At 59.3% G+C, this 23,668-nt stretch carries 23 protein-coding genes; 18 read left to right on the forward strand and 5 right to left on the reverse strand.

The window, feature by feature from the left end:
• Window positions 1–55: 55 nt before the first annotated feature.
• The 18 genes from K5Q35_RS18760 to K5Q35_RS18845 all read left to right on the forward strand — a co-directional run bounded on the left by K5Q35_RS18760 (window position 56) and on the right by K5Q35_RS18845 (window position 17,490).
• Complete coding sequence (locus K5Q35_RS18760) at window positions 56–310, forward strand: iron chelate uptake ABC transporter family permease subunit (RefSeq protein ID WP_259650594.1); 255 nt, start codon at window positions 56–58, stop codon at window positions 308–310.
• Window positions 307–723 (forward strand): ABC transporter ATP-binding protein, encoded by a 417-nt coding sequence (locus K5Q35_RS18765; protein ID WP_259650595.1) that lies wholly within the window; start codon window positions 307–309, stop codon window positions 721–723. Before K5Q35_RS18760 ends, K5Q35_RS18765 begins: the two co-directional genes overlap by 4 nt.
• A 215-nt stretch (window positions 724–938) precedes the next feature.
• Window positions 939–1,895 (forward strand): sugar-binding transcriptional regulator, encoded by a 957-nt coding sequence (locus K5Q35_RS18770; protein ID WP_013960793.1) that lies wholly within the window; start codon window positions 939–941, stop codon window positions 1,893–1,895.
• Between the two features lie 30 nt (window positions 1,896–1,925).
• Window positions 1,926–3,371, forward strand: coding sequence for an ABC transporter substrate-binding protein (locus tag K5Q35_RS18775; RefSeq protein WP_013960794.1), 1,446 nt, complete (start codon window positions 1,926–1,928; stop codon window positions 3,369–3,371).
• Between the two features lie 115 nt (window positions 3,372–3,486).
• Window positions 3,487–4,410 carry a carbohydrate ABC transporter permease gene (locus tag K5Q35_RS18780; RefSeq protein ID WP_220800940.1) on the forward strand — a complete coding sequence of 308 codons (924 nt, stop codon included), beginning with the start codon at window positions 3,487–3,489 and terminating at the stop codon, window positions 4,408–4,410.
• A gap of 10 nt (window positions 4,411–4,420) precedes the next feature.
• Complete coding sequence (locus tag K5Q35_RS18785; RefSeq protein WP_220800941.1) at window positions 4,421–5,278, forward strand: carbohydrate ABC transporter permease; 858 nt, start codon at window positions 4,421–4,423, stop codon at window positions 5,276–5,278.
• A gap of 3 nt (window positions 5,279–5,281) precedes the next feature.
• A complete protein-coding gene (locus tag K5Q35_RS18790) occupies window positions 5,282–6,391 on the forward strand; it encodes an ABC transporter ATP-binding protein (RefSeq protein WP_220800942.1) in 1,110 nt (369 codons plus the stop codon).
• Window positions 6,391–7,512, forward strand: coding sequence for an ABC transporter ATP-binding protein (locus K5Q35_RS18795; RefSeq protein ID WP_259650596.1), 1,122 nt, complete (start codon window positions 6,391–6,393; stop codon window positions 7,510–7,512). Before K5Q35_RS18790 ends, K5Q35_RS18795 begins: the two co-directional genes overlap by 1 nt.
• Window positions 7,509–9,077, forward strand: coding sequence for an FGGY-family carbohydrate kinase (locus tag K5Q35_RS18800; RefSeq protein ID WP_220800944.1), 1,569 nt, complete (start codon window positions 7,509–7,511; stop codon window positions 9,075–9,077). Before K5Q35_RS18795 ends, K5Q35_RS18800 begins: the two co-directional genes overlap by 4 nt.
• Window positions 9,070–10,110, forward strand: coding sequence for a 2-hydroxyacid dehydrogenase (locus K5Q35_RS18805; RefSeq protein ID WP_220800945.1), 1,041 nt, complete (start codon window positions 9,070–9,072; stop codon window positions 10,108–10,110). The genes K5Q35_RS18800 and K5Q35_RS18805 overlap by 8 nt, the downstream gene beginning before the upstream one ends.
• 4 nt (window positions 10,111–10,114) lie before the next feature.
• Window positions 10,115–10,768: a class II aldolase/adducin family protein gene (locus K5Q35_RS18810; protein WP_220800946.1), complete on the forward strand. Its 654-nt coding sequence runs from the start codon at window positions 10,115–10,117 to the stop codon at window positions 10,766–10,768.
• Window positions 10,765–12,264, forward strand: a complete 1,500-nt coding sequence (locus tag K5Q35_RS18815) for a glycerol-3-phosphate dehydrogenase (RefSeq protein ID WP_013960802.1) — start codon at window positions 10,765–10,767, stop codon at window positions 12,262–12,264. Before K5Q35_RS18810 ends, K5Q35_RS18815 begins: the two co-directional genes overlap by 4 nt.
• Window positions 12,261–13,238: a class II aldolase/adducin family protein gene (locus K5Q35_RS18820; RefSeq protein ID WP_220800947.1), complete on the forward strand. Its 978-nt coding sequence runs from the start codon at window positions 12,261–12,263 to the stop codon at window positions 13,236–13,238. The genes K5Q35_RS18815 and K5Q35_RS18820 overlap by 4 nt, the downstream gene beginning before the upstream one ends.
• Entirely contained in the window at window positions 13,231–14,469 is a 1,239-nt protein-coding gene (locus K5Q35_RS18825; RefSeq protein WP_220800948.1) for an FGGY-family carbohydrate kinase, read from the forward strand. The genes K5Q35_RS18820 and K5Q35_RS18825 overlap by 8 nt, the downstream gene beginning before the upstream one ends.
• A complete protein-coding gene (locus tag K5Q35_RS18830) occupies window positions 14,466–15,305 on the forward strand; it encodes a TIGR01459 family HAD-type hydrolase (protein WP_220800949.1) in 840 nt (279 codons plus the stop codon). Before K5Q35_RS18825 ends, K5Q35_RS18830 begins: the two co-directional genes overlap by 4 nt.
• Complete coding sequence (locus K5Q35_RS18835) at window positions 15,296–16,228, forward strand: sugar phosphate isomerase/epimerase (protein WP_220800950.1); 933 nt, start codon at window positions 15,296–15,298, stop codon at window positions 16,226–16,228. Before K5Q35_RS18830 ends, K5Q35_RS18835 begins: the two co-directional genes overlap by 10 nt.
• A gap of 33 nt (window positions 16,229–16,261) precedes the next feature.
• Window positions 16,262–17,038, forward strand: a complete 777-nt coding sequence (locus K5Q35_RS18840; protein WP_220800951.1) for a triose-phosphate isomerase — start codon at window positions 16,262–16,264, stop codon at window positions 17,036–17,038.
• Window positions 17,035–17,490 (forward strand): RpiB/LacA/LacB family sugar-phosphate isomerase, encoded by a 456-nt coding sequence (locus tag K5Q35_RS18845; protein WP_011569715.1) that lies wholly within the window; start codon window positions 17,035–17,037, stop codon window positions 17,488–17,490. Before K5Q35_RS18840 ends, K5Q35_RS18845 begins: the two co-directional genes overlap by 4 nt.
• A 195-nt stretch (window positions 17,491–17,685) precedes the next feature.
• Here K5Q35_RS18845 and K5Q35_RS18850 read toward each other — a convergent pair whose 3' ends face one another.
• From K5Q35_RS18850 to K5Q35_RS18870, 5 genes are all read right to left on the reverse strand, one after another.
• Window positions 17,686–18,720 carry an NAD(P)-dependent alcohol dehydrogenase gene (locus K5Q35_RS18850; protein WP_220800952.1) on the reverse strand — a complete coding sequence of 345 codons (1,035 nt, stop codon included), beginning with the start codon at window positions 18,718–18,720 and terminating at the stop codon, window positions 17,686–17,688.
• A gap of 20 nt (window positions 18,721–18,740) precedes the next feature.
• Window positions 18,741–19,820, reverse strand: coding sequence for an ABC transporter ATP-binding protein (locus K5Q35_RS18855; protein ID WP_220800953.1), 1,080 nt, complete (start codon window positions 19,818–19,820; stop codon window positions 18,741–18,743).
• Between the two features lie 114 nt (window positions 19,821–19,934).
• Window positions 19,935–21,458, reverse strand: coding sequence for an ABC transporter substrate-binding protein (locus K5Q35_RS18860; protein ID WP_220800954.1), 1,524 nt, complete (start codon window positions 21,456–21,458; stop codon window positions 19,935–19,937).
• A 60-nt stretch (window positions 21,459–21,518) separates the two neighbouring features.
• Window positions 21,519–22,409, reverse strand: coding sequence for a carbohydrate ABC transporter permease (locus K5Q35_RS18865; RefSeq protein WP_013960812.1), 891 nt, complete (start codon window positions 22,407–22,409; stop codon window positions 21,519–21,521).
• A complete protein-coding gene (locus tag K5Q35_RS18870; RefSeq protein WP_220800955.1) occupies window positions 22,409–23,332 on the reverse strand; it encodes a carbohydrate ABC transporter permease in 924 nt (307 codons plus the stop codon). Before K5Q35_RS18870 ends, K5Q35_RS18865 begins: the two co-directional genes overlap by 1 nt.
• Window positions 23,333–23,668: the final 336 nt, after the last annotated feature.

Raw genomic sequence — 23,668 nt, forward strand, 5'->3', positions numbered from 1 at the left:
GGCTTCGCTGGCGCTCTTTGCCTTTATCTAATTGCGCGGGGTGACGCCCGAAGCGATGATCCTTGTGGGCGCCATTGCCTTTGTCGGCCTCGTCGGCCCCCATATCGCACGCATCATAGTCGGGGAGGACCAGCGCGGTTTTCTGCCGTTGTCTGCCCTGATGGGCGCGCTGATCCTGTCGTCAACTTCGATCGTGTCCAAAGCGATCACACCCGGCATCGTCTATCCCATCGGCATGATCACTTTGCTGATTGGCATTCCCTTCTTTGTCAGCCTCATTCTGAGCCAACGCAAAAGGCACTGGCAGTGACCCTTTTCGCAACCGATCTGACCTTTGCCTATGACAGCCGCCGCGTGCTCTGCGGGACCAGCTTCAACGCGCTGCACCGGGGGGAGTTGACCGCTCTGATCGGGCCCAATGCGTCAGGCAAATCCACCCTGTTTCGTGTCATCGCGGGCCTGCTGACACCCAGCACTGGCATGGTCAACCTGAACGGCACCGATCTTTCGACGCTCTCCTCCCGCAACCGGCTCAGGCGGGTGTGTTTCATGCCGCAGTTCTTTGCCGTCAGTGCCGCGCTTACCGTGTTCGACGTCGTGATGATGGCGCGCAAGAACCTCGCTGGCTGGCGCGTCAGTGCTGAGGATATGGGTGCGGTCGGGGCTGCCCTGCATGACGCGGGTATCGGGCATTTGTCCGAATCCTACATCTCCGAGCTGTAAGGCGGGCAGTCGCAGATGGTATCCGTGGCGCAGGCGCTGATCCGACAGGCAGATGTCTATCGGGGTCGATCTCACCCACATCCCCCTAGGCGTAGAGCGCTGCGATGCAGCGTAGGAGGTTGTTGACACGCTTATCTTTAAAGTGCAAAATTTTACACATGGTGGAATAAAATTCGGTTTCGCGACTTGGCTAAATCGGTTCCATGGGGGAATGAATGGCGCTCACGGCGGAAAAGATGGCGATGGAGGCGAGCCTTTCTGTGCGTGCTGCATGGCTGCATTACGTTGGTGGGCTCACACAGGCGATGGTCGCCAAGCGGCTTGGGGTGCCATCGGTCAAGGCGCATCGCCTGATCGCGCGCGCGGTGCAGGATGGTCTGGTCAAGGTCTCGATCGAAGGGGACATCGCGGAATGCATCGCCCTGGAAAGCGCAATCGCGGCGAAATACGGGTTGAAAACATGCGAAATTGCGCCTGACCTCGGAGAGCCGGGATTGCCTCTGCGCACGTTAAGTCAGGCGGGCGCGTCTTTCATCAAGCGTGAGATCGACAATGGTGATCATGCTTGTATCGGGATCGGTCATGGTCGAACCTTGGCTGCATCGGTCGACCAGATGGGCCGGTGCGACGGCAGCAAGGTCAAATTCGTGTCGCTGCTTGGCGGGTTGACCCGGAATTATTCGGCCACACCGCATGACGTGATGGCCCGTCTGACGGCCAAAACGGGGGCCGCGGCCTATGTAATGCCCGTTCCGTTCTTTGCCAATTCGGTTGAAGACCGTGAGGTACTGTTGAACCAGCGCGGTGTGTCCAAAGTATTCGAATTGGCGGCAAATTCCGAATTGAAGGTTGTTGGCATCGGCACAACCGAACCCAGCGCGTCGCTGGTGTCATCCGGCATGATAGAAGCGCCAGAGATAAAGGACGTCGTTGCCAAGGGTGGCGTTGGCGAATTGCTCGGGCAGTTCTTTGACGCGGAGGGGCGCACCATACGAACCGCTCTGACCGAGCGAACAATGTCTGCGGGGCTGAACGGTTCCGAGGGCAAAAAGATTGTCGCCATTGCAGGTGGCAAAGAGAAGGTCGGCGCAATCCGATCTGTATTGATGAACGGTTGCCTGAGCGGCCTCATCACTGATGAGCGCACGGCACGCGCGCTTTTGCAAGACTGATACGATTTTGAAACCTAGGGAGGAAATCTAATGTATGATAAAGAAAACAAGCTGATAGACAGCTTCACGGCTGGCAAGATGAGCCGGCGTTCACTGTTCAGGGGCCTTGGCGCGCTCGGCCTGTCCACATCTGCGGCGGCGATACTGGTCAATGCCTCGGCTACCCGTGCGCTGGCGCAGAACGGGTTTGACTGGAAAAAGCACGAAGGCACAACCGTGCGTCTGCTGCTCAACCAGCACCCTTATACGGATGCGATGATTGCCAACCTTGAGAACTTCAAGGAACTCACCGGCATGAATGTGGAATATGACGTCTTCCCCGAAGATGTGTATTTCGACAAGGTAACGGCCGCCTTGTCGTCAGGCTCCAGCGAATATGATGCCTTCATGACCGGGGCCTACATGACATGGACCTATGGTCCTGCGGGCTGGGTCGAGGATCTGAACGAATGGATCATGGACGACACCAAGACCAACCCGGATTACATGTGGGAAGACGTGCTCGAAGGCGTGCGCAAATCCTGCGCATGGAGCGGTGTTCCCGGTGCGCCTATCGGGTCTGATGATGCCAAGCAGTGGTGTATCCCACTGGCCTATGAGCAGAACAACCTGACCTATAACAAGCGGATTTTCGACGCCAACAACCTGTCCGTTCCCACCAATATCGACGAGTTGCTGGACACGGCATCGGCGGCCAAATCCGTCATGGAAGGCGGCTATGGTATCGGTGTGCGCGGCTCGCGCAGCTGGGCGACGATCCACCCCGGTTTCCTGTCGGGATATACCAACTTTGATCAGGTCGATCTGACCGTTGGCGATGATGGCATGTTGTCGGCTGCCATGAACACGGATGTGTCCAAGGAATACCACAGCAAATGGGTCAAGATGATCCAGGATTCCGGTGCCCCTGACTGGTCAACGCACACATGGTATCAGGTCGGCACGGATGTGGGGGCTGGTAAGTCTGCGATGATGTTTGACGCGGACATTCTCGGCTACTTCATGAACGGTGGCGAGAATGCAGAAGCGGGCAACCTTGCCTTCTCTGGCTTTGCGGCCAACCCTGACGCAGCCGCGCCGACGCCAAACATCTGGATCTGGTCGATGGCGATGTCGCGGGCCTCACAGAACAAGGACGCCACATGGTACTTCCTGCAATGGGTCACGGGCCCTGAGCATGACCTGTTCGGCGCGCGTGAGATGGACCTCGTGAACCCCGCACGTTCTTCGGTGTGGGCGGATGAAATGTTCCGTGACAAACTGTCGTCGAAATACTCGGGATATGTCGAAATGCATGATGCATCGGCACCGGGGGCATCGATCAAATTCACGCCGCAGCCGCTGTTCTTTGACCTCACGACCGAGTGGGCAGAGACGCTTCAGAAGATGGTCGCCAATGAGGTGCCTGTTGATGAAGGGCTGGATATGCTGGCCGAATCCGTCAACACCCAGCTTGGTGAGGCTGGCCTGCACTAAGTCAGCAGAGACGAAAGGGTCCGCCAGCCTTGTGCAGGCGGGCCCCCACTGTTTTACACGCACACTGTGAATTGCATGCTCTGAGAGCGCTCAGAGATACAGGAGACGATTGTTCATGTCAGACGCAACGATAGGCGCCCCCCCTCGCAGGCGATTTAAAGTCAGCAGACGGATGCTGCCCTATGTGCTCAGTCTGCCCGCCTTGCTGGTCTGCATTGGCATTCTGATCCCGTTTTTCACGGCGGTGTTGTATTCGCTGCAGCGCTATCGTCTGTCGCAACCCTGGGCGCGGGAATACAACTGGGGCCAGAACTACCTGAATTTCATGTCGGATGCGTCGTTCTGGAACACGTTGAAAGTGTCGCTCACCTACGCGTTCTGCGCGGTGGGGATCGAGTTGCTGTTGGGCTTGGGGATTGCCCTTCTGCTGCAAAAGCGGACGCGGTTCAACAATTTCGTTTCGATCATGCTGCTTATGCCGTTGATGACGGCCCCGGCGCTTGCGGCCCTGATGTGGAAGTTGATGACAAATCCGGGCTTTGGCATTCTTTCCTATTTTGCAGACTTGCTGGGCTTTACCGATTTCAACTGGGCGTCCGATCCGCAGACCGCAATGCTGACGGTCGTGATCGTCGATGTCTGGGTCTACACACCCTTTATCATGATCCTGCTGCTGGCCGGGCTGCGCTCCCTGCCGCAACAACCTTTTGAGGCCGCCGCATTGGACGGCGTGCCGCGATGGTTCGTATTTTATCGCATCACCCTGCCCATGCTGACACCCTTCCTGCTGACCGCAGTATTGTTCCGCATGATCGAGAGCATTCAGCAGTTCGACATCATTTACGCGATGACCCAAGGGGGGCCGGGCGATGCGCTGACCGTGTTTCAGGTTGAAGCCTATCTGAACTTCTTCCAATCGACGAATGTGGGGCGTTCTGCAGCGCTGATGATGATCCTTTGGGCGATCACCTATTTCTTGTCGAGCATCTTTATCAAAAACTGGCTGCGTCTGCGTGAACGGCAGCGCGGCGACGCATAGGGGCAAGGCCATGAACACCACCTCTCCATTTGAGACTGTCCTGCGCGGCATCGCGATCACCCTTGTGATCCTGTTCTTCATGTTCCCGATTTTCTGGATCATCCTGATGTCGTTCCAGACCAATGCAACGATCCTTCAGGTGCCACCTTCGGTGTTCTTTGAACCGACATTGCAGAATTACCGGGGGCTGATTACCGGCCAGCTTGTGACGGATACCAGCTCCCTTGAAATCAAGTTCATGGGTAATCTGTTCAACTCGCTGTTTTTGTCAACGGCCTCTGTTGCGGTGGGTCTGATCCTTGGTGTGCCTGCGGCCTATGCCTTTGCGCGGCTGAAATTCCGCGGCTCCGAAGACATCGCCTTTACGCTTTTGTCCTTTCGCTTCGCGCCGCCGCTGCTGGTGCTTTTGCCGCTCACGATTTATTTTCAGCAGTTGGGCTTGGCCAATACCTACGGCGGGTTGATCTGGGTCTACCAGTTGATCGTGCTGCCGCTCATCCTGTGGATCGTGCGGGGTTATTTTGAGGATATTCCAGCAGATATCGAATATGCCTATCGCATTGCAGGCCACCGCTGGTGGACGACATTCCGCAAGATTGCGCTGCCTCTGGCGGGGCCGGGAATTGCGGCGGCGGCCCTGCTGGCGTTCATCTTTGCATGGAACAACTTTATCTTTGCGCTGGTGCTTGCCTCGGCGGACAAGCAGCCGGTCACGGTCGGGGCGCTGGCCTTTATCACCGCCTCCGGCGTGCAATACGGGCAGATCGCGGCGGGGATCATCCTGTCGATTGCGCCGACTTTTGCGCTCGCGCTTTATGCACAACGCTACCTTGTCGAAGGCCTCAGCCTTGGCGCGGTGAAAGGATAAACCATGACTCTGGCGCTTGAGAATATTGTCAAAGCCTTCAAAAAGGACGTGGTTCTGGACGGGGTCAGCCTGTCGGTGGATCAGGGGGAGACACTGGTGTTGTTCGGCCCCTCCGGGGCGGGTAAAACGGTGCTGTTGCGTCTGATCGCTGGCGTGGTTGAGCCGGATGCAGGCAGCATCACCATTCAGGGGCGTGACATGAACGGGGTTGAGCCAGAGGACCGGGGCATCGGCATGGCGTTCCAGAACTTTGCCCTGTTCCCCCATATGGATGCGACCGACAATATCGCAGCCCCCCTGACCGCGCGCAACATGAGTAAATCGGGGATCACCGACACAGTGGGCAAGATCGCCCGGATGCTCAAGATCGAACATGTGCTGCACCACAAGCCCAAGGAACTGTCCAACGGTCAAAAGCAGCGCACCGCCCTTGCCCGCGCCCTTGCGGGGGAGCCTGACATTCTGCTGCTTGATGACCCTTTGCGCAATGTGGATGCAAAGCTGCGGTTCGAGATGCGGTTGGAACTGCCGCGCCTGCTCAAGGAGCAGAACGCCACGGTGATCTACGTCACGCAGGACTACAAAGAGGCGATGGCGCTTGGGGATCGGATCGCGGTGATGAGTGCGCGCGGCATCGAACAGACCGGCACGCCGTCCGATATCTATCTCGCCCCGGCCAATATCGAGATTGCCCGCCTGTTTGGCGACCCGGTGATCAACCTGTTGGATGTTACGCTCACACAAGGCGCAGGTGGTGTGCAGTTTACCCTGTCCGGTGTTCCCGTGACCGTTGATGCCGGATATGCCGAAATGGTTGGGCGCGCGTGCACGGTTGGCATTCGCCCCGAAGCGATCCGCTTTGTCGCAGAAGGCACCGCAGGGGCGATCCCCCTTATAATCGAGACGGAAACACCGCTGAACGAGAAAACCGTGACCCTCGGACTGACCCAAAATGGTCGCGAAATCATGGTGTCGCGCCCGGCGGGCAGTCCGGGACCTGCGCAGGGGACGGGCTTTGTCACGATTGACGCGACCCACATCCATCTGTTTGACCGCGCCACAGGCAACCGGGTTGCACCGACACAGGCCGCAAAAACACAAGGAGCCGCATGATGAGCGCGCTGTTGAAACTGACGGGCGTCGACAAGTTCTACGGTGCCATCGGCAAAAGTGTTCATGCGATCCAGAACATCGACATGGACGTGATGAAAGGCGAGATTATCGCGCTTTTGGGCTCATCTGGCTGCGGTAAAACCTCGACCTTGCGGATGATCGCGGGCTTTGAGGAAACCAGCCGGGGGACGATCGAACTGGCGGGCCGCGAAATTCAGACGCTCCCGCCGGTTCGGCGCAATGTGGCGATGGCCTTTGAGGGGTATTCGCTTTACCCGACCGTGACCGTGGGTGAAAACATTGCCTTTGCGCTCAAGGCCGCGAAACTGCCCGCCAGCGAGGTAGAGGCCAAGGTCAAGGAAGTGACCGAGATGCTGGAGATTACCGACATTCTGCACCGGTATCCGACGTCGGTGTCTGGCGGGCAACAACAGCGGGCCTCGCTGGCGCGCGCGCTAATCCGCGATGCGGATTTGCACCTTCTGGACGAACCCATGGGTCAGTTGGAACCGCAATTGCGCACTCTGCTGCGCGGGCGGATCAAATACTATATCAAGGAACGTGGGCTGACGGCGATCCTCGTGACGCATGATCAGACCGAAGCCAACGCGCTCGCAGACCGGATCGCGGTGATGGAGGGCGGTGTGTTGCAGCAATTTGCCACCCCGCAGACCATCAAGGAAGCACCGGCCAATCTGTTCACCGGCACTTTTGTGGGCGAGCCGCCGATGAATGTTTTTGACGCGCAAGCCAGCGATCAGCAGGGGCATTTGCACCTCGATCTGGGGCAGGGTCTGAATCTGAGTTATGCCGCTGATGCTTTTGCCCCCGAAGTGCGCGCGAGCCTTTTGGCGCGCAAGAACATCGTGCTGGGGGTGCGCCCTTATGCGGTGCACCGCGACACGGCGGGCGCTGAGGCAAAGGTCATCGCGAACCAGTGGCTGGGCGATCAGAGCCATATCGCCGCCAGTTTTGCGAACGGCACCATCGTTCTGGTCGAACACGACCGGGCGGATGTGGCGGTGGGGGATGCCATCCATGTGCGTCTCGCACCGGAGGATCTGCATGTCTTTGACAAGGACACGGGCGCTGCCCTCAGCCACGGGGCGCATATGGCATGACGGCTCAGGCGCGTGATATTCTGATCGGGATTGATGCAGGCACATCGGTCATCAAATCGGTGGCATTCCTGCTGGACGGCACGCAGATCGCCGTCGCCTCTGTGCCCAACCGCTATACCACGCGCGCGGATGGCGCGGCGTTTCAGTGTCAGGATACGACATGGGCGGATTGCGCCCGGACCCTGCGCGATCTGGCCGACAAGGTGCCCGATCTTGCGGCGCGCACGGCGGCCCTTGCAGTGACGGGGCAGGGGGACGGCACGTGGCTTGTGGGCAAGGACAACCGGCCCGTCACGGATGCATGGCTTTGGCTTGATGCGCGCAGTGCTGCCACGGCGGCCAGCTTGCGCGCGACAGAACCGCGGGAGCGGTTCCAGAGCACCGGCACCGGGTTGAACGCCTGCCAGATGGGCGTCCAACTGGCGCATATGGATGCGACGATGCCGGAGGTGCTGGACACCGCCGAAGTCGCGCTGCACTGTAAGGACTGGATATATCTCAACCTGACCGGCGTGCGGGCGACCGACCCGTCAGAAGCCAACTTCACCTTCGGCAGTTTTCGCACCCGCGCCTATAGCGGCGCGGTGATTGCCAGCCTTGGGCTGACCCATCGCCGTGGATTGCTGCCCGAAATCGTCGATGGTGCGCAGCAAACTCATGGCCTGTCCGCACAGGCCGCCGCGCAGACCGGGCTGTTGGAGGGCACGCCCGTGGCGCTGGCCTATGTGGATGTGGCCTGTACCGGGCTGGGCGCGGGGCTTTACACGCCGGATGCCGCGACGGGCTGCACCATCGTGGGATCAACGGGGATGCACATGCGCGCAACCCCGGCGGCAGATGTCACTCTGAGTGCGGAGCCTTCGGGCTATGTCATGGTCTTGCCTGTGCCGGGCCTTGTTGCGCAAATCCAGACGAATATGGCCTCAACGCTCAACATCGACTGGCTGCTTGGGCTGGGGGCGGATCTGATCCGCGAGATGGGCGGCGCTGTTGAACACGCCGATCTCGTTGCCCGGATCGAGGGGTGGCTGGCGCGTACAAACCCCGGCGAGGTGATTTATCACCCCTATATCTCGGAAGCGGGAGAGCGCGGACCCTTCACCGACACCAACGCGCGCGCTGCTTTCATGGGGCTTGGATCAAAGCATGGCTTTGCCGATCTGCTGCGGGCGGTCATCGAAGGGTTGGGCTATGCGGCGCGCGATTGCTATGACGCGATGGGCGGCGTCCCGACCGAGGTGCGCCTGACGGGCGGGGCCGCGCGCTCGGCCGCGCTGCGCAAGGTTTTATCTGCTGCTCTGGGCGCAAATGTACGCACGACCGCGCGCGAAGAAGCCGGTGCGGCAGGGGCTGCGATGACGGCTGCTGTGGCGATCGGGGCCTATTCGGATATGAATGCCTGCATCGCCGATTGGGTGCAGCCTTTGCTCGGGCCTGCCGAAGCACCGGACGCGGACCTTGCTGCGCGCTACAGCGCTTTGTTTCCATCCTACCGCACCATCCGCACAGATGCCGCCCCGGTCTGGGCGACGCTCGCCACAATCAAGGAGACACATCATGCCTAAGTCAGTCGCGATCATAGGCGATCTGTTCATGCTGCCGGAGAAATTTGCCGATGCGCTTGCGGCGGCCTGTGGCGACGCGGTTGACATCCGCACCCGCAAGGACAATTGGCCCGATGAACCGATGGAACATGGCTATTCGGTCAAGGGCATGGATGATCTCAAGGAGTATTTCGGCACGGCGGATGATGTGGTCGACTTCGTCGGGGATGCGGAAATTCTGGTGACCCATCTGGCCCCTGTGTCGCGCGAGATGCTGGCGCGGATGCCGAACCTGAAACTGGTCGCGGTGTCGCGCGGCGGGCCGGTCAATGTGGATATGAAGGCGGCGGCGGATCACGGGGTCACGGTGGTCAACACACCGGGGCGCAATTCCAGCGCCGTGGCGGAATTTACCCTTGGGGCCATCCTGACCGAGACCCGCAAGATCCGCGAAGGTCACGAGGCGTTGCGCAATGGCATATGGCGCGGTGATCTTTACCGGGCCGATATCACGGGCCGCGAATTGAATGAGATGACCGTGGGCGTCATCGGCTATGGCAATATCGGCAGCAAAGTGGTCAAGCTGCTGCGCGCCTTTGGGACCAAGGTGCTGGTTTGCGACCCCTATGTGCAACTGACCCCTGAGGATGCGAAAGCGGGGGTGGAACATATGACACTGGACCGCCTGTTGAGCGAGGCGGACGTGGTTACGCTGCATGCGCGCGTCACCGATGAGACAAAAGAAATGATGAACAAAGAGGCCTTCAAGAAAATGAAAAACGATGCGTTATTCGTGAACACGGCCCGTGGCCCGATGTGCCATTACGATGATCTTTACACAGCACTGGTGGAGGGTGAAATCGGCAGCGCCATGATGGAAACCTTTGGTGTCGAACCGGTGCCCAAGGACTGGCCGCTGCTGCAATTGCCCAATGTGACCCTGACCCCGCATATCGCCGGGGCGTCGGTGCGCACCGTGACCTATGCGGCGGAACAGGCCGCCGAAGAAGTCCGTCGTTTCATCGCGGGTGAACCCGCGCGCAACCCGTGCTGATCTGATGGGACAGCGCGAGGATATCATCACAGCCTGCAAGAAGCTGGAAGCGGACGGGCTTAATCGGGGTGCATCGGGCAATGTGTCGATGCGCGATCGCGATCATATGCTGATCACGCCATCGGCTGTCGGCTATGACGTGATTGCGCCGGACATGATCGCCCGGATGCGTCTGGACGATGACAATGGCGGTTGGGAGGGGCCGAACAAACCTTCATCCGAGTGGCGTTTTCATCGCGACATTCTGCGCGGGCGCCCGGACATCAACGCGGTGGTGCATACCCATGCACCCTATGCGACCATTCTGGCCATCGCGCGCAAACCGATCCCCGCGGTGCATTACATGATTGCGGCTTTTGGTGGCCCCGACATTCGTGTCTGCGATTACGCCCGCTATGGCACGGCAGAATTGTCCGAGCATATTCTGGAGGCGATGGAGGGGCGCAATGGCTGTCTGATGGCCAACCATGGCATGGTGGTGGGGGCGTCTGACCTCACGCGCGCGCTTTGGCTGGCGGGTGAGCTGGAAGCGCTGGCGCATCAATATGTCCATACATTGGCGATTGGTGGGCCGGTGTTGCTCAGCGACGGCGAGATCGAAGAGACCGCCAAAGGGTTCGAAAGCTACGGCGTGCAGGCAAAGGACACCGCCCAATGAGCGAACCCTGCGACCTCTTCATCATCGGGGGCGGCATCAACGGGGCAGGGATCGCACGCGATGCCGCCGGGCGTGGCCTCAAGGTTGTGCTGTGCGAAAAGGATGATCTGGCGCAGGGCACATCTTCGCGGTCGGGCAAGCTGGTTCATGGCGGGCTGCGCTATCTTGAGTATTACGAATTCCGGCTGGTGCGCGAGGCGCTGATCGAACGTGAAGTCTTGCTCAACGCCGCGTCGCATATCATCTGGCCAATGCGGTTCGTTCTGCCCCATTCGCCGGATGATCGGCCTGCCTGGCTGGTCCGTCTGGGGTTGTTTCTCTATGACAATCTGGGCGGGCGCAAAAAGCTGCCCGGCACTAGGGTGTTGGACTTGCGCCGCGCTCCCGAAGGGGTGCCGCTCAAGGATGGGTATACCAAAGGGTTTGAATATTCCGACTGCTGGGTCGACGACAGCCGTCTTGTGATCCTGAATGCGGTGGACGCCGCTGAAAAAGGGGCCGAGGTTCTGACCCGCACGGCCTGCACATCGGCGCGGCGCAACGGGGATCGGTGGGACATCACCGTGCAGGGCCCGGAGGGCACACGCGCCTTTTCCGCCCGCGCACTGGTCAATGCGGCGGGCCCATGGGTGACGGATGTTGTCGGGCGCGTGACCGGCACCAACAGCAAGCGCAATGTGCGGTTGGTTAAGGGCTCTCATATCATCACGCCGAAATTCTGGGAGGGGCAGCAGGCTTATCTGGTCCAGAACCACGACAAACGCGTGATCTTCATCAACCCTTATGAGGGCGACAAGGCGCTGATCGGCACGACCGATATTGCCTATGATGGCGCGCCTGAAGCCGTCACAGCGGATCAGAGCGAGATTGATTACCTGCTGGCAGCGGTGAACCGCTATTTCAAACAGGAATTGACCCGTGACGATGTGGTGCAGAGCTTTTCAGGCGTGCGCCCGCTTTATGATGACGGCGCGGGCAACCCGTCAGCCGTGACGCGCGACTATGTGTTCGATCTTGAAACACAAGGCGGTGCGCCGCTGTTGAATGTCTTTGGTGGCAAGATTACGACCTTTCGCAAGCTGGCAGAACATGCGCTGCAAAAGCTCGACGGCTTTTTCCCGCAGATGGGCGCGGATTGGACGGCGAAAGCGCCGCTGCCCGGTGGCGATATTGCAGACGCGGATTTTGACCGCTTTGTTGCGGATATACAGCGCGAATACCCATGGCTGCCGGCGGATCTGGTGCTGCACTGGGGCAGGCTTTATGGCACGCGGATGCGGATGATCCTTGGGGATGCAACCGCGCTGGAGGATCTGGGGGTTCAATTCGGCCCACGCCTCTTTGAGGCAGAGGTGCGCTATCTTGCGACCCACGAATGGGCGATGTCCGCGCAGGATATCCTGTACCGCCGCACCAAGGAGAATTTGCAGATGAGTGCTGAGCAGATCGACGCCTTTACCGCGTGGGTTGCGCAAAATCTGGAGCGGCAAACATGACGATGCAGCCCGCTGATCTGGCAGAGCTTGCCAGCCTGTCCGCCCGGATCGGGGCCGATCCGATGCTGATACAGGCGGCGGGGGGCAATACATCCGTCAAGGATGGTGATGTGATGTGGATCAAGGCGTCGGGCACGCTTTTGGCCGATGCCGAGGCGCGAGATATCTTCGTGGCCTGTGATCTGCCAGCCATGCGGGCCAGTCTGGAAAAGGGCGAGGCCCGCGCTGATCAGCCGATGGAGTTTGCGCTGGCGCAGGACGGCTTGCGCCCCTCGATCGAAACATCGCTGCATGCGGTTTTTGAGCAGCGCATCGTGCTTCATGCGCATTGTGTCCATACGCTGGCGCATGCAATTCAGGCCGACCCGGTGGCTGCCATCGGTCAAAAACTGGTCGGGTTCAACTGGGGCGTCACACCTTATGCGAAACCGGGGGCCAATCTGGCGCGGCAGGTGCGCGATCTGGTCCGGCAAGGCTGCGATGTCATCGTTCTCGGCAATCACGGCGTGATCGTCGCGGCCGATACGGTTGGTGCCGCGGGTGATCTTTTGCTCGGCGTAGCTGAGGCGCTGCGCGTGGAGTCGCGGCCCCGGCGCGCGGCCCCGCCCGGCGATCTGCCTGAGGGCTGGGTTGCGGGCCCGGCCTCCCTGTCTGCGGTGGCCTGCGATCCTGCGCTGTTGGGGATGGCGACGGGTGGCAGTCTGTATCCCGATCACGTGATTTTCTGCGGCGTGGGGGCCATGGCCTGTGACGCGCCACCCATGGGCGACAGCCCGCCCTTTGTCCTGATCCCGGGCAAGGGGGCTGCCATACGTGCGGATGCAACGGTGGGTGCATGGGCCCTTGCGCAGTGTCTTGGGGATGTGCTGACGCGTGTGCCCGAAAGCGCCGTTTTGAACTATCTGACCATGGCGGAAAATGGCGAATTGCTCGATTGGGACGCCGAAAAATATCGGCAGGCGCTGAATGGCTGAGCTTTACCTCGGTATTGATCTGGGCACCTCCGGCGCGCGGGCCGTGGTGACTGATGCAGCCGGGCATCTTGTCAGCACGGGCAAATCCGCCCATGCCGATCACCCCGGCAGCCCGCGCGTCCCGTCCGTCTGGTGGGCGGCAACGGAACAGGCGGTCTTGGCGGCACTGGAGGATGTTGACGCGCGCGACGTACGTGCAATGGCGGTTGATGGCACCTCGGGCACGATGCTGGCGATTGATGCCATGGGCGTGCCCTTGTCCGACGGTGTGATGTATAATGACGTCTGTACCGATGCGGAGCTGTTGGACCGTATCACCGCCGCCTCACCCGAAACGACCGCAGCACGCGGGGCCACCAGTGGTCTGGCGCGGGCGGTGCAGCTGCTGACGCATAAGCCCGCACGTGTGGTGCATCAGGCCGACTGGATCGCCAGGCAGTTCAGCGGGCGCTGGATCAGCGACGAAAATAATGCGCTTAAAACCGGATATGATCCCGTCAGCGGCAGTTGGCCCGACTGGATCGCGGAGGTGATCGACCCGGCAGTGTTGCCGGAGGTCGTAGCACCGGGAACGGTAGTCGGGCAGGTGGGAGATAACCTCTTTGGCCTCAGCCCGGATTGCGCGGTGGTTGCGGGCACAACGGATGGCTGCGCGTCCTTTCTGGCCACGGGCGCGGCGCAGGCCGGGGATGGGGTGACGGCGCTTGGCAGTACGCTGACGATCAAGCTCTTGTCCGATCAGCCGGTATTCGCGCCGCAATTCGGTATCTACAGCCACAAAATATTGGGCCTTTGGCTCGCGGGTGGTGCGTCCAACACCGGGGGCAATGCGCTGTTGTCGGTCTTTTCCGCGCCTGAGATCGCGGCTCTTTCGACCCGGATCGACCCTGAGACCGACACCGGATTATTTTATTACCCGCTGGCCAAACCCGGTGAACGCTTTCCGATCAGTGACCCGGAACACGCACCGGTCATGGGGCCGCGCCCGGCAGCGGACAGCACGCATCTGCAGGCCATGTTCGAAGGTATCGCAGACATCGAAGCGCAGGCCTACGCGCGGCTGGCTGAGCTTGGTGCGCCCGACTTGCGCAGCGTTCGATCCGTGGGCGGCGGTTCTGCGAATGCAGCATGGACCCGGATCAGAGCGCGTCGCCTGTCCGTCGCAATGCCCGAACCGCTGTCCGGTGAGGCCGCGTTCGGCACAGCGCTTTTGGCACGGTCGGCCCTATGAAAACGGATTTGATGACCCTTGCCCCGCAGTATGACGCGTTTCTGATCGACCAGTTTGGCGTGCTGTTGGATGGCACAGGGGCGTATCAGGGGGCAGCGGCGGCCTTGTCCACCCTGACGGGGATGGGCAAGCAGGTGGTGCTTTTGTCAAACTCCGGCAAGCGTGCAGCCCCGAATTCGGCGCGCCTGACGCGGTTGGGGTTTGACCGGGATAGCTACATCACCGTGATGTCATCCGGGGAAGCCGCCTTTGCCGAAATCAAAGGCCGGATCGGGCAGGATATCGCCCCCGGTGCCGCCGTTTGGGTTCACGCGCGTGACGGGGATATGTCGGCGGTTGCAGGGCTTCATCTGACTCCGGTGGATGAGGCCGCAGCGGCGGATCTGCTGATCATCGCAGGCAGCCGCGCAGATGAATTTGACCGCGCGCATTACCGCACATGGCTGGCCCCTGCGGCGCAGCGTGGCGTGCCCGCTTTTTGCACCAACCCGGATATCAAAATGCTCACGCCACAGGGGCAGCGGTTTGGGGCAGGGGTCATTGCGCAGCTTTACGAAGAACTGGGTGGCACGGTGGAGTGGGTTGGAAAGCCCTATCCGCTGATCTACCGCATGGGGCAGGCGGTTTTGGGGCCGTCAGAACGCATTTTATGCATTGGTGACAGCCCCGAACATGATATCGCAGGGGGGCGGGCCGCGGGCTTTGCGACGGCTTTGGTGCGCACCGGATTGCATGCCGGTCTGTCCGAGGATGCGCTGCTGGAGCATTGCCGCGCCACGGCGATGCCCGATTTCATAATACCGAGCTTTTGCTGGGAGGGGCCTCGATGGCATTGACGCTTTCGCTGAACACGAACCCGCTGGTCAACCGCTTTGCACAGCCGGACGACCTGATCGACACCGTCGCGCGGGATCTGCGTATCCGTGATCTGCAACTGACCCATGAATTCATCAACCCAAGCTGGCCAGCTCCGGTCGCCGCGCGGCTGACCAACACGATGGGCGCAGCTTTGCGCCGCACCGGCGTGCGCGTCACCAGCGGCATGACGGGGCCTTATGGACGGCTCAACCACTTTGGCCATCCTGACCCTGATGTGCGGCGCTATTACGTCGAGTGGTTCAAGACCTTTGCCGATATCACAGCTGAATTGGGGGGCACCTCGGTTGGTACGCAATTCGCGATATTCACCTACAGCGACTACGACGACCCAAGTCGGCGTGCCGCCCTGATCGACACGGCGATCGAGTGCTGGGCGCAGGTTGCGGAACACGCCAAAAGCGCCGGGTTGGAGTTCATTTTTTGGGAACCGATGAGCATCGGGCGCGAATTCGGGGAAACCATCGCAGCAGCCCTGGCGTTGCAAGACCGGCTGGACGCTGCCGATATGGCCGTCCCGATGAAGATGATGGCCGATATTGACCACGGCGATGTGACCAGCCCTGATCCGGCGGACTATGACCCCTATGCCTGGGCGCGCGCGGTGCCAAAGGTCAGCCCGATCATTCACATCAAGCAAAGCCTGATGGACAAGGGCGGCCACCGCCCCTTTACCGCCGCGTTCAACGTGCAGGGCCGTATTCAGCCAGCACCCTTGCTGGCGGCCTTGGCTGAGGGCGGTGCGGTGGACAATGAAATCTGTCTTGAGCTGTCCTTCAAAGAGCGCGAACCGAATGACCGCGAAGTGATTGGTCAAATCGCGGAAAGTATCGCCTTCTGGGCACCGCACATTGATAGTGGTGTGCAGGATTTGAACATATGAACACCATACTGATGGTTAAAACGAGGTCGTCGCATGTCTGAACCGTCTTTTTGGATTGGCACCAGTTGGAAGATGAACAAGACGCTTGCCGAAGGGCTGGATTTTGCCCGCGCGCTCGCCGTAGCGGATGGTGCGCGCGATCCGCGCATCCAGCGGTTCGTCGTGCCGTCCTTTCCTTTCGTGCGCGACATCAAGGCTGCATTGGCCGATACCTCGGTCAAGGTCGGGGCGCAGAATATGCATTGGGAGGATTCAGGCGCGTGGACGGGCGAAGTTTCCGCGCCGATGCTGGTGGATTGCGGCTTGGACCTTGTGGAACTGGGACACTCCGAGCGGCGCGCGCATTTTGGCGAAACGGATGAGACCGTGGGGCTAAAGGTGGCGGCGGCTGTGCGACATGGGTTGATCCCCTTGATCTGCATCGGCGAAACGCTGGAAGAACGCGAGGCAGGGCGCGCAAAAGAGGTGCTGGCCGCGCAGGTCAGCGCCGCGCTGGCGCGGGTTACTGGCACCGTGCCGGTTTTGCTGGCCTATGAACCGGTCTGGGCGATTGGTGAACACGGCATCCCCGCGACATCAGAATATGCCGACGCGCGACAGGCCGAGATCATCGACGTTGCAGGCGAGATGCTGGGACGGCGGGTGCCCTGCCTATACGGCGGGTCGGTCAATCAGGACAATTGCGAGGAATTGATCCGCTGCCCGCACATTGACGGGCTGTTCATCGGGCGCGCGGCATGGGACGCGACCGGCTATCTGAAAATTCTGGAAAAATCTGCGGCAACCTTGGACTTGGGAGAAACGACATGAAAATTGCAGTGGCAGGCGATAGCGCGGGCGAAGGTTTGGCGAAAACCCTCGCGGAGCACCTTGGCGCGCACCATGACGTGGTCGAGATGTCACGCACGCAGGACGGCCCGGATGCGTTTTATGCGGACCTGTCCAATCGCGTCGCTCGTGCTGTGATCGCGGGCGAGGTTGAGCGTGCCATTCTGGTCTGCGGCACCGGAATCGGCGTTTGCCTGTCGGCCAACAAGGTGCCGGGTATCCGCGCGGCACAATGCCATGATACCTATTCCGCAGGCAAAGCGGCCACGTCAAATAACGCGCAGATCATCACGCTGGGTGCGCGCGTTGTCGGTGCGGAACTGGCCAAGGATATTGTGGATGCTTATCTCTCCAGCCATTTTGATCCCGAGGGGCGCTCGGCTGGAAATGTGCAGGCGATTGACCGGTTGGACGCCGCCTATAACAAGGCGTGATCCAGCGCGTGCCTTGATCATTGACAATGCTTCGGCGCGTGTTGGCGGAACCCATGAAACCCGTGCTCGGAGCTGACTGTGGTCTAGAGCGTCTGACGAAATACCTGAAACATCGAGTATCACGTAACGCGTTGAAATCTATGATTTCAGGCAGCGTTACGTGATCGAGGTTTTTCGCATGACGCTTTAAGCCCGTCAAAACGTGATTTGCAGCTTTACGTCCGTTGGCCGCTGTTCCACGGCCCGGTCAAAGGCCGCAATACTGTCGGAAAACGCGAATGTCTCTGAAATCAGCGGTTTCAGATCAACCTTGCCCGATGCGATCAGATTGATGGCGCGGTCATAGACATTGGCGTAGCGGAAAACGGTTTCCAGCCGCACCTCCTTGGCCTGAAGGGAGACGATGTCCATCGGCACAGGCTCCACCGGCATGCCCACCAGAACAATGGCCCCGCCGGGGCAGACAAATTGCGGGGCTTGCAGGATGGCTTGCGCCGCACCTGAGCATTCAAATACAAGATCACAGCCCCAGCCGCCAGTTTCGGCTTCGATCCTTGCAACCGCGTTGTCATCGCCCAGGTTGATCGGAACAATGGCGTCATACTGGCCGATCAGGTCCAGTTTGGGCTGGGCAAAATCGGTGATGACCACCTTGGAACATCCGCCCGCCAATGCGGCCAAAGCGACCATCATGCCGATTGGGCCAGCGCCTTGCACCAGAGCCACATCGCCCGGTTTGATCTTCGCGCGAAACGCGGCCTGCATGCCGATGGCAAAGGGCTCGACCATCGCGCCCTCCCCGAAGGTCACATTGTCCGGCAAGGCGTAGGTGAATTTGGCCGGATGAACGACTTCAGGCGTCAGGCAGCCGTGGATCGGGGGCGTCGCCCAAAACCGCACAGCTGGATCCACGTTGTAGATGCCCAATTTGGCAGCGCGGGAGTTCGGATCGGGAATACCCGGCTCCATACAGACCCGGTCGCCTTTTTGCAGGTGGGACACGGCGGTGCCGACCTCCACCACGGTGCCTGCGGCCTCATGGCCCAGCACCATCGGTTCCTTTACGACAAACGGGCCGATTTTCCCATGGGTGTAGTAATGCACATCACTGCCGCAGACACCCACCGTATGAACCGCAATTCTGACGTCATGTGGACCAAGGTCGGTGTCGAGGTCTATCTCGCGCAGGGCAAGCTTGCCCTTTTCTTCCAATACGAGGGCTTGGGGCATAATCGGCCTTTCACAGTTCCTTAGGGTGCACTGGTCACACAGGTTTCCGACTGTTGGTCGAAAATATGGCTGTTCTGTTTGTCCACGGTGACATGCAATGTTTCGCCGGGAACCCAATCGCGTCTCTCGCGTGAAATGACACAGGCTTCCTTGCCGCCGATCCTGCCATAAAGATGTGTCTCCGGGCCAGTGGGTTCAGCTACAGAAAGTATCATTTTCAAATCTGACTCCGTGTCCGACAGGCTGAGGTGCTCGGGCCGTACACCCAGCAGAATTGCCTGCCCGTCTTGCAAGGCCAGACCATCGCGCACAGCAACGCGGGCGCCGCCAATATCAAGCGCGGTTTCGCCACCAGCGGTTTTGACAATCCCCTCAAGGATATTCATGCCGGGCGACCCGATGAACTGCGCTACGAAGAGGTTCTTGGGATTGTCATATACATCAAGCGGGGAGCCTGATTGCTCAATCACCCCGTCGCGCATGATCACCACGGTGTCGGCCATGGTCATGGCTTCGATCTGATCATGGGTCACATAGACGGTGGTGGTTTTCAAACGCTGGTGAAGCTCTTTGATCTCAGTGCGCATCTGAACGCGCAATTTGGCATCAAGGTTGGACAAAGGCTCATCAAAGAGAAACACGTCAGGGTCGCGTACGATCGCGCGGCCCATGGCGACACGCTGGCGTTGCCCGCCCGAAAGCTCTTTGGGATAGCGGTCCAGATAGGGTTCCAGCGACAGGATACCAGCGGCCCAGGCGACCCTTTCGTCAATTTTGGCCTTGTCCATCTTTTTCAGATTCATGGAAAACGCCATGTTGTCGCGCACTTTCATATGCGCATAAAGGGCGTAATTCTGGAACACCATGGCGATATTGCGGTCTTTGGGATGCACACCGTTCACGCGCCGCTCCGCGATATTTACATCGCCTGAACTGATGCTTTCCAAGCCGGCAATCATGCGCAGAAGGGTGGATTTACCACACCCCGAAGGCCCCAGAAGGACGACGAATTTGCCGTCTTCGATATCCAGATTGATGCCGTGCAGGACCGCAACATTGCCATAGGTCTTTTTCAGGTCTGCGATTGTCACTGACGCCATATCTGTGCCCACTTGGTTACTTGCCAAAGCATGCCGTATCCGCTGCTGCCTTGACGTATTCAACTTACACGCCGCCGCCCGAGAAGGCGGCGGCGCTTTTCATGGTTGAGAGACTTAGCGAAGCTCTGCTTCGGCGACCTGTTGATCAACCAGTTTTGCGATCTGATCCATGCAGGCCTTGGCATTGCCGTCATAGTCCTGACCGGTGAGCAATTTGCCCAGTTCGGTCGGGATTTCATTGTTCGCAAGACCGGCCCAGATCGCCATGTCCGGCTCGGACGCCATGTAGTTGTTGATCGTCTCAAGAACCGTGCCGAGGTGGCGGGTGGTGCCGGACCCTTCAAGGTTCTGGCGCTCCAGAATGCGTGGATCGTTGTAAGACGATGTGCGCATCGGGGCAAAGCCACCCGCGAGCGTGCAGCGTGTCATGATGTCCTTGGAGCAGGCCCACTGCATAAACAACCATGCGGCATCGATGTTGCTGGAATAACGCGACAGGGCGATCGAGGATCCACCCTGATGGCCCCAGTTTGGAATCTCACCAAAGCCAACCGCATCGCGACCGCGCAGGGTGGACGGGCCCTGAAGTGGGGTCGTCATCTCCCAAAGACCTTTCACGGCGGAATCGTCCGCGTTCCAGCCGGGGAAGAATTCGGCCCACGACTGGCAGAGCGCGATCTGACCCGAAGCACCCATCTGCCACTGGCCATCCCATGTCGCGGCGACGGAGTTCGCTGGCGCATTTGCCAACAGGTTCATGTACCACTCCAGCCCTTCGATGCCTGCGGCGTCATTGCCCGAGAACATCTTGTCCGCGTCGAATATCGACCCGCCATGGCCCCAGACCGCCTGTGACCAGTCACATTCCAGAGAATAGTGACCAGATTTTGCCTGCAGCCCGGTGCCGTAAATACCGTTTTCCTGCTCCGCCGCGGTGATCAGTTCCACAGCCTGTGTGAAATCTTCATAGGTTTTTGGAACGGCAATGCCGTGCTTTTCAAGGATGTCCTTGCGATACATCAGCGTGAAGATCGGAATGTCGAAGGGAAGGCCGATCCACTTGTCCTGATAAAGGCTGATGCCTTCGACCAATGGCTCCGAGAAGTCATCAAAATCAAAGCCCGGCATGGCAAGGTCAGGCTTGTCCGCATAATACTCACGCGGATCAATCGTGTCGCGCGAGAAGGTCGCAGTCCATGCCTGATCAAGGTAATAAAGGTCATAGGTGCCAAGCTGGCCCTGAACGTCCTGTGTCGCCTTGGCCAGAACCTGCTCAAGTGGAACGATTTCGATTTCCACATTGATTCCGGTCAGCTCTGTGAACTCGGATTTCAGCTGGTTCAGAACAACGGTCGGCGGTGTTGATTCCGACGTGTAGCGGATTGTGGTGCCGGCGAAGGGCTTGCCCGCTTCACGCAGGAAATTTGCCACATCCTCCGGCGTCTCCCCGTGGGCATCGGCCATTGCCATGTTGCCAAACGAGCGGAAACCGCCGAGCGATCCCGCAGCGAAGGCCGACATGCCGATACCTGCCATGCCCATTTTGCGCAGAAAATCCCGTTTCGAGATGCGTTTATTCGTGAAGTCATTGGCGCTGTCTATGATGAAGCGCTGCTTGTCGTGGGTCCTGAAGCTCATTTGGATACCTCCCTGATATGATTTGAGCCGTATTTTGCCCTCGGATGAGGGTTAGAAAGATCAGTCCTTGATTGCCCCCATCGTCAGCCCGCGCACCAGATGGTTCTGAACGAGCAGGATGAAGATAAAGCCCGGTATGATGGCCGATGTCCCAAGCGCCGAAATATATCCCCATTCGCTTCCCGTGGATGTCACGAAGGTGGTGATTTTCACCGGGATCGTGCGGATCGAACTTGTAAGGAACAGGGCCAGAAGAAATTCGGTCCAAGAGAAAATGAAACAGAGCACCGCGGTGGCCGCCAGACCGCCTTTTGACATCGGTAGGATCACTTTCCAGAACACCTGCCAGCGCGTCGCACCGTCGATCATGGCGGCATGGTCGATATCGACCGGAATGTCGTCGATGAAGGATTTCATCAAAAGCACGGCGATGGGTATATTGATCAGCGTATGGGCGATGATCAGCCCCACATAGGTGTCACGCAGGCCCATGTCGTGAAAGATGAATACCAAGGGGATAATGATCGCGATGGGGGGCAGAAACCGCTGTGACAGCACCCAGTTCAACAGGCCTTGCGAGCCCCGGAAGCTCATGCGGGACAAGCCGTAAGCGGCAAGCATCCCCATCCCCGCCGACAGAACGGTCGAGCCGACGGCGACGATGATCGACGACAGGATTGAGCCGCGCCCGTCATAGGAATTGCCACCACTGGTGCCGAAATCCGACCGGGTGTTCTGGTTCACATCAATCGAGGATTCGCCGAGCAGAGTGACGCGGTAGTTTTCCATCGTCGGCACAAAATCAAACCAGATCACGCCATCTTTGTCGAAAACCGCCGAAATCGGTTTGATCGAGGTCAGCGCGAACCAGAAGATCGGGAACAGAAAGACCAATACGATAGAAATGGCAGCAACGTAGCGCGCGATGATGAAGGGCCGTGACTGTTCCATCAAAAGCGTACCTTGAAGACTTTAATGAAGACATTGGCAACGATCAGCACCACCAAGAGCGTAAAGATCGCAACTGTGGAGGCGAATGGGAAATTCGCGCTCTTGAAATAGATCGTTCCGGTGTAGGCCGTCAGGGTTTCGGTGGCGGTGCCGGGTCCGCTGTCCGTCATCACCTTGACGTAGTCAAAGACGCGGAACAGGTCGATGCCCCGAATAAGGACGGCCAGTGCAATGATTTTGGACATCATGGGCAGGGTCAGCTTGAAGAACGCCTGCACATCCGTCGCCCCATCAATTGCGGCGGCCTCAAAGGGGTCTTTGGGCAGGGCGCGCAAGCCTGCCAGCATGATCAGCACCATGAACGGCGTCCATTGCCAGACATCCACGATGATTACGGCCAACAGCGCGGTAGAGCCTGTCGCCAAAAGCGGTGCGTCTTTCGATATGATGCCGAGATCATAGAGCGCATGGCTGATCACACCGAACGAGCCGTCATACATCAGCAGGAACATCATACCCGTGACAGCAGGGGGCACCACCAGCGGCAGTGTCATCAAGGCGCGCAGAATGCCAAACCCCTTGCGATCCGTGTCCAGCAAGAGCGCAATCAGCATGCCGAGCGTCAGCTGCAAGATGATGGCCAAGAATGTATAGGTCAGGGTCACCTGAAGCGCATCCCAAACCCGTTCATCTGCCCAGAGCCGCGACCAGTTCCACGCGGGGTCAAAGGTCTCGACCCGCGTCGCAGGGTTGCGTTTGTACATCGTCAGCCACAGCGAATAGAGGATCGGATAAAGCCCGAACACCAGAAGCAGCGAAATGCACGGGAACAGCCAGGGCAGCGGATGTTCAGACGTCAGCCACCGCGGCATGCGCAGACGGTTGTCTGATCTCTCATCGGCTGATGGTGTCACCGTGCTCACAATCAGCGGCCTCCCGGAAGGACCCAAGCGATGGCCATGGCAGTGTGGCTTTCGCGCAAACTCATCTGAATGTCCTCCCTTACCTTGGTGTCTGGCACTGTTTTTTAGTCAACCCTTGTCGAAGCCCGTTATGTGCAGCGCATTCGAAGAAGAAAACACAAAGACAATATCCAACCTGAGACCAAGCTATCCCCTTGAAACCCTATACCAATAAAAAACAAAAAAAAAGAGGTAGTTTACATGTGTAAAGAATGGTCTGAGCGTACAGCCTGTACCATATTTAGCACGGTGCGCTTTGCGCTGCTCACCTGCCGCTTCACAGGTGAGATCGCGGCC

Source organism: Roseobacter sp. OBYS 0001, from assembly GCF_019654895.1.
Classification (GTDB): domain Bacteria; phylum Pseudomonadota; class Alphaproteobacteria; order Rhodobacterales; family Rhodobacteraceae; genus Roseobacter; species Roseobacter litoralis.

Bases quoted from the DNA above. Each gene is read 5' to 3' on its own strand.
- K5Q35_RS18770 (WP_013960793.1), top strand. From the start codon at position 939: ATGGCGCTCACGGCGGAAAAGATGGCGATGGAGGCGAGCCTTTCTGTG.
- K5Q35_RS18835 (WP_220800950.1), top strand. From the start codon at position 15,296: ATGGCATTGACGCTTTCGCTGAACACGAACCCGCTGGTCAACCGCTTT.
- K5Q35_RS18865 (WP_013960812.1), bottom strand. From the start codon at position 22,409: ATGGAACAGTCACGGCCCTTCATCATCGCGCGCTACGTTGCTGCCATT.
- K5Q35_RS18840 (WP_220800951.1), top strand. From the start codon at position 16,262: ATGTCTGAACCGTCTTTTTGGATTGGCACCAGTTGGAAGATGAACAAG.
- K5Q35_RS18855 (WP_220800953.1), bottom strand. From the start codon at position 19,820: ATGGCGTCAGTGACAATCGCAGACCTGAAAAAGACCTATGGCAATGTT.
- K5Q35_RS18790 (WP_220800942.1), top strand. From the start codon at position 5,282: ATGACTCTGGCGCTTGAGAATATTGTCAAAGCCTTCAAAAAGGACGTG.
- K5Q35_RS18810 (WP_220800946.1), top strand. From the start codon at position 10,115: ATGGGACAGCGCGAGGATATCATCACAGCCTGCAAGAAGCTGGAAGCG.
- K5Q35_RS18825 (WP_220800948.1), top strand. From the start codon at position 13,231: ATGGCTGAGCTTTACCTCGGTATTGATCTGGGCACCTCCGGCGCGCGG.
- K5Q35_RS18800 (WP_220800944.1), top strand. From the start codon at position 7,509: ATGACGGCTCAGGCGCGTGATATTCTGATCGGGATTGATGCAGGCACA.
- K5Q35_RS18850 (WP_220800952.1), bottom strand. From the start codon at position 18,720: ATGCCCCAAGCCCTCGTATTGGAAGAAAAGGGCAAGCTTGCCCTGCGC.
- K5Q35_RS18845 (WP_011569715.1), top strand. From the start codon at position 17,035: ATGAAAATTGCAGTGGCAGGCGATAGCGCGGGCGAAGGTTTGGCGAAA.
- K5Q35_RS18785 (WP_220800941.1), top strand. From the start codon at position 4,421: ATGAACACCACCTCTCCATTTGAGACTGTCCTGCGCGGCATCGCGATC.
- K5Q35_RS18805 (WP_220800945.1), top strand. From the start codon at position 9,070: ATGCCTAAGTCAGTCGCGATCATAGGCGATCTGTTCATGCTGCCGGAG.
- K5Q35_RS18780 (WP_220800940.1), top strand. From the start codon at position 3,487: ATGTCAGACGCAACGATAGGCGCCCCCCCTCGCAGGCGATTTAAAGTC.
- K5Q35_RS18820 (WP_220800947.1), top strand. From the start codon at position 12,261: ATGACGATGCAGCCCGCTGATCTGGCAGAGCTTGCCAGCCTGTCCGCC.
- K5Q35_RS18815 (WP_013960802.1), top strand. From the start codon at position 10,765: ATGAGCGAACCCTGCGACCTCTTCATCATCGGGGGCGGCATCAACGGG.
- K5Q35_RS18795 (WP_259650596.1), top strand. From the start codon at position 6,391: ATGAGCGCGCTGTTGAAACTGACGGGCGTCGACAAGTTCTACGGTGCC.
- K5Q35_RS18830 (WP_220800949.1), top strand. From the start codon at position 14,466: ATGAAAACGGATTTGATGACCCTTGCCCCGCAGTATGACGCGTTTCTG.
- K5Q35_RS18760 (WP_259650594.1), top strand. From the start codon at position 56: ATGATCCTTGTGGGCGCCATTGCCTTTGTCGGCCTCGTCGGCCCCCAT.
- K5Q35_RS18775 (WP_013960794.1), top strand. From the start codon at position 1,926: ATGTATGATAAAGAAAACAAGCTGATAGACAGCTTCACGGCTGGCAAG.
- K5Q35_RS18860 (WP_220800954.1), bottom strand. From the start codon at position 21,458: ATGAGCTTCAGGACCCACGACAAGCAGCGCTTCATCATAGACAGCGCC.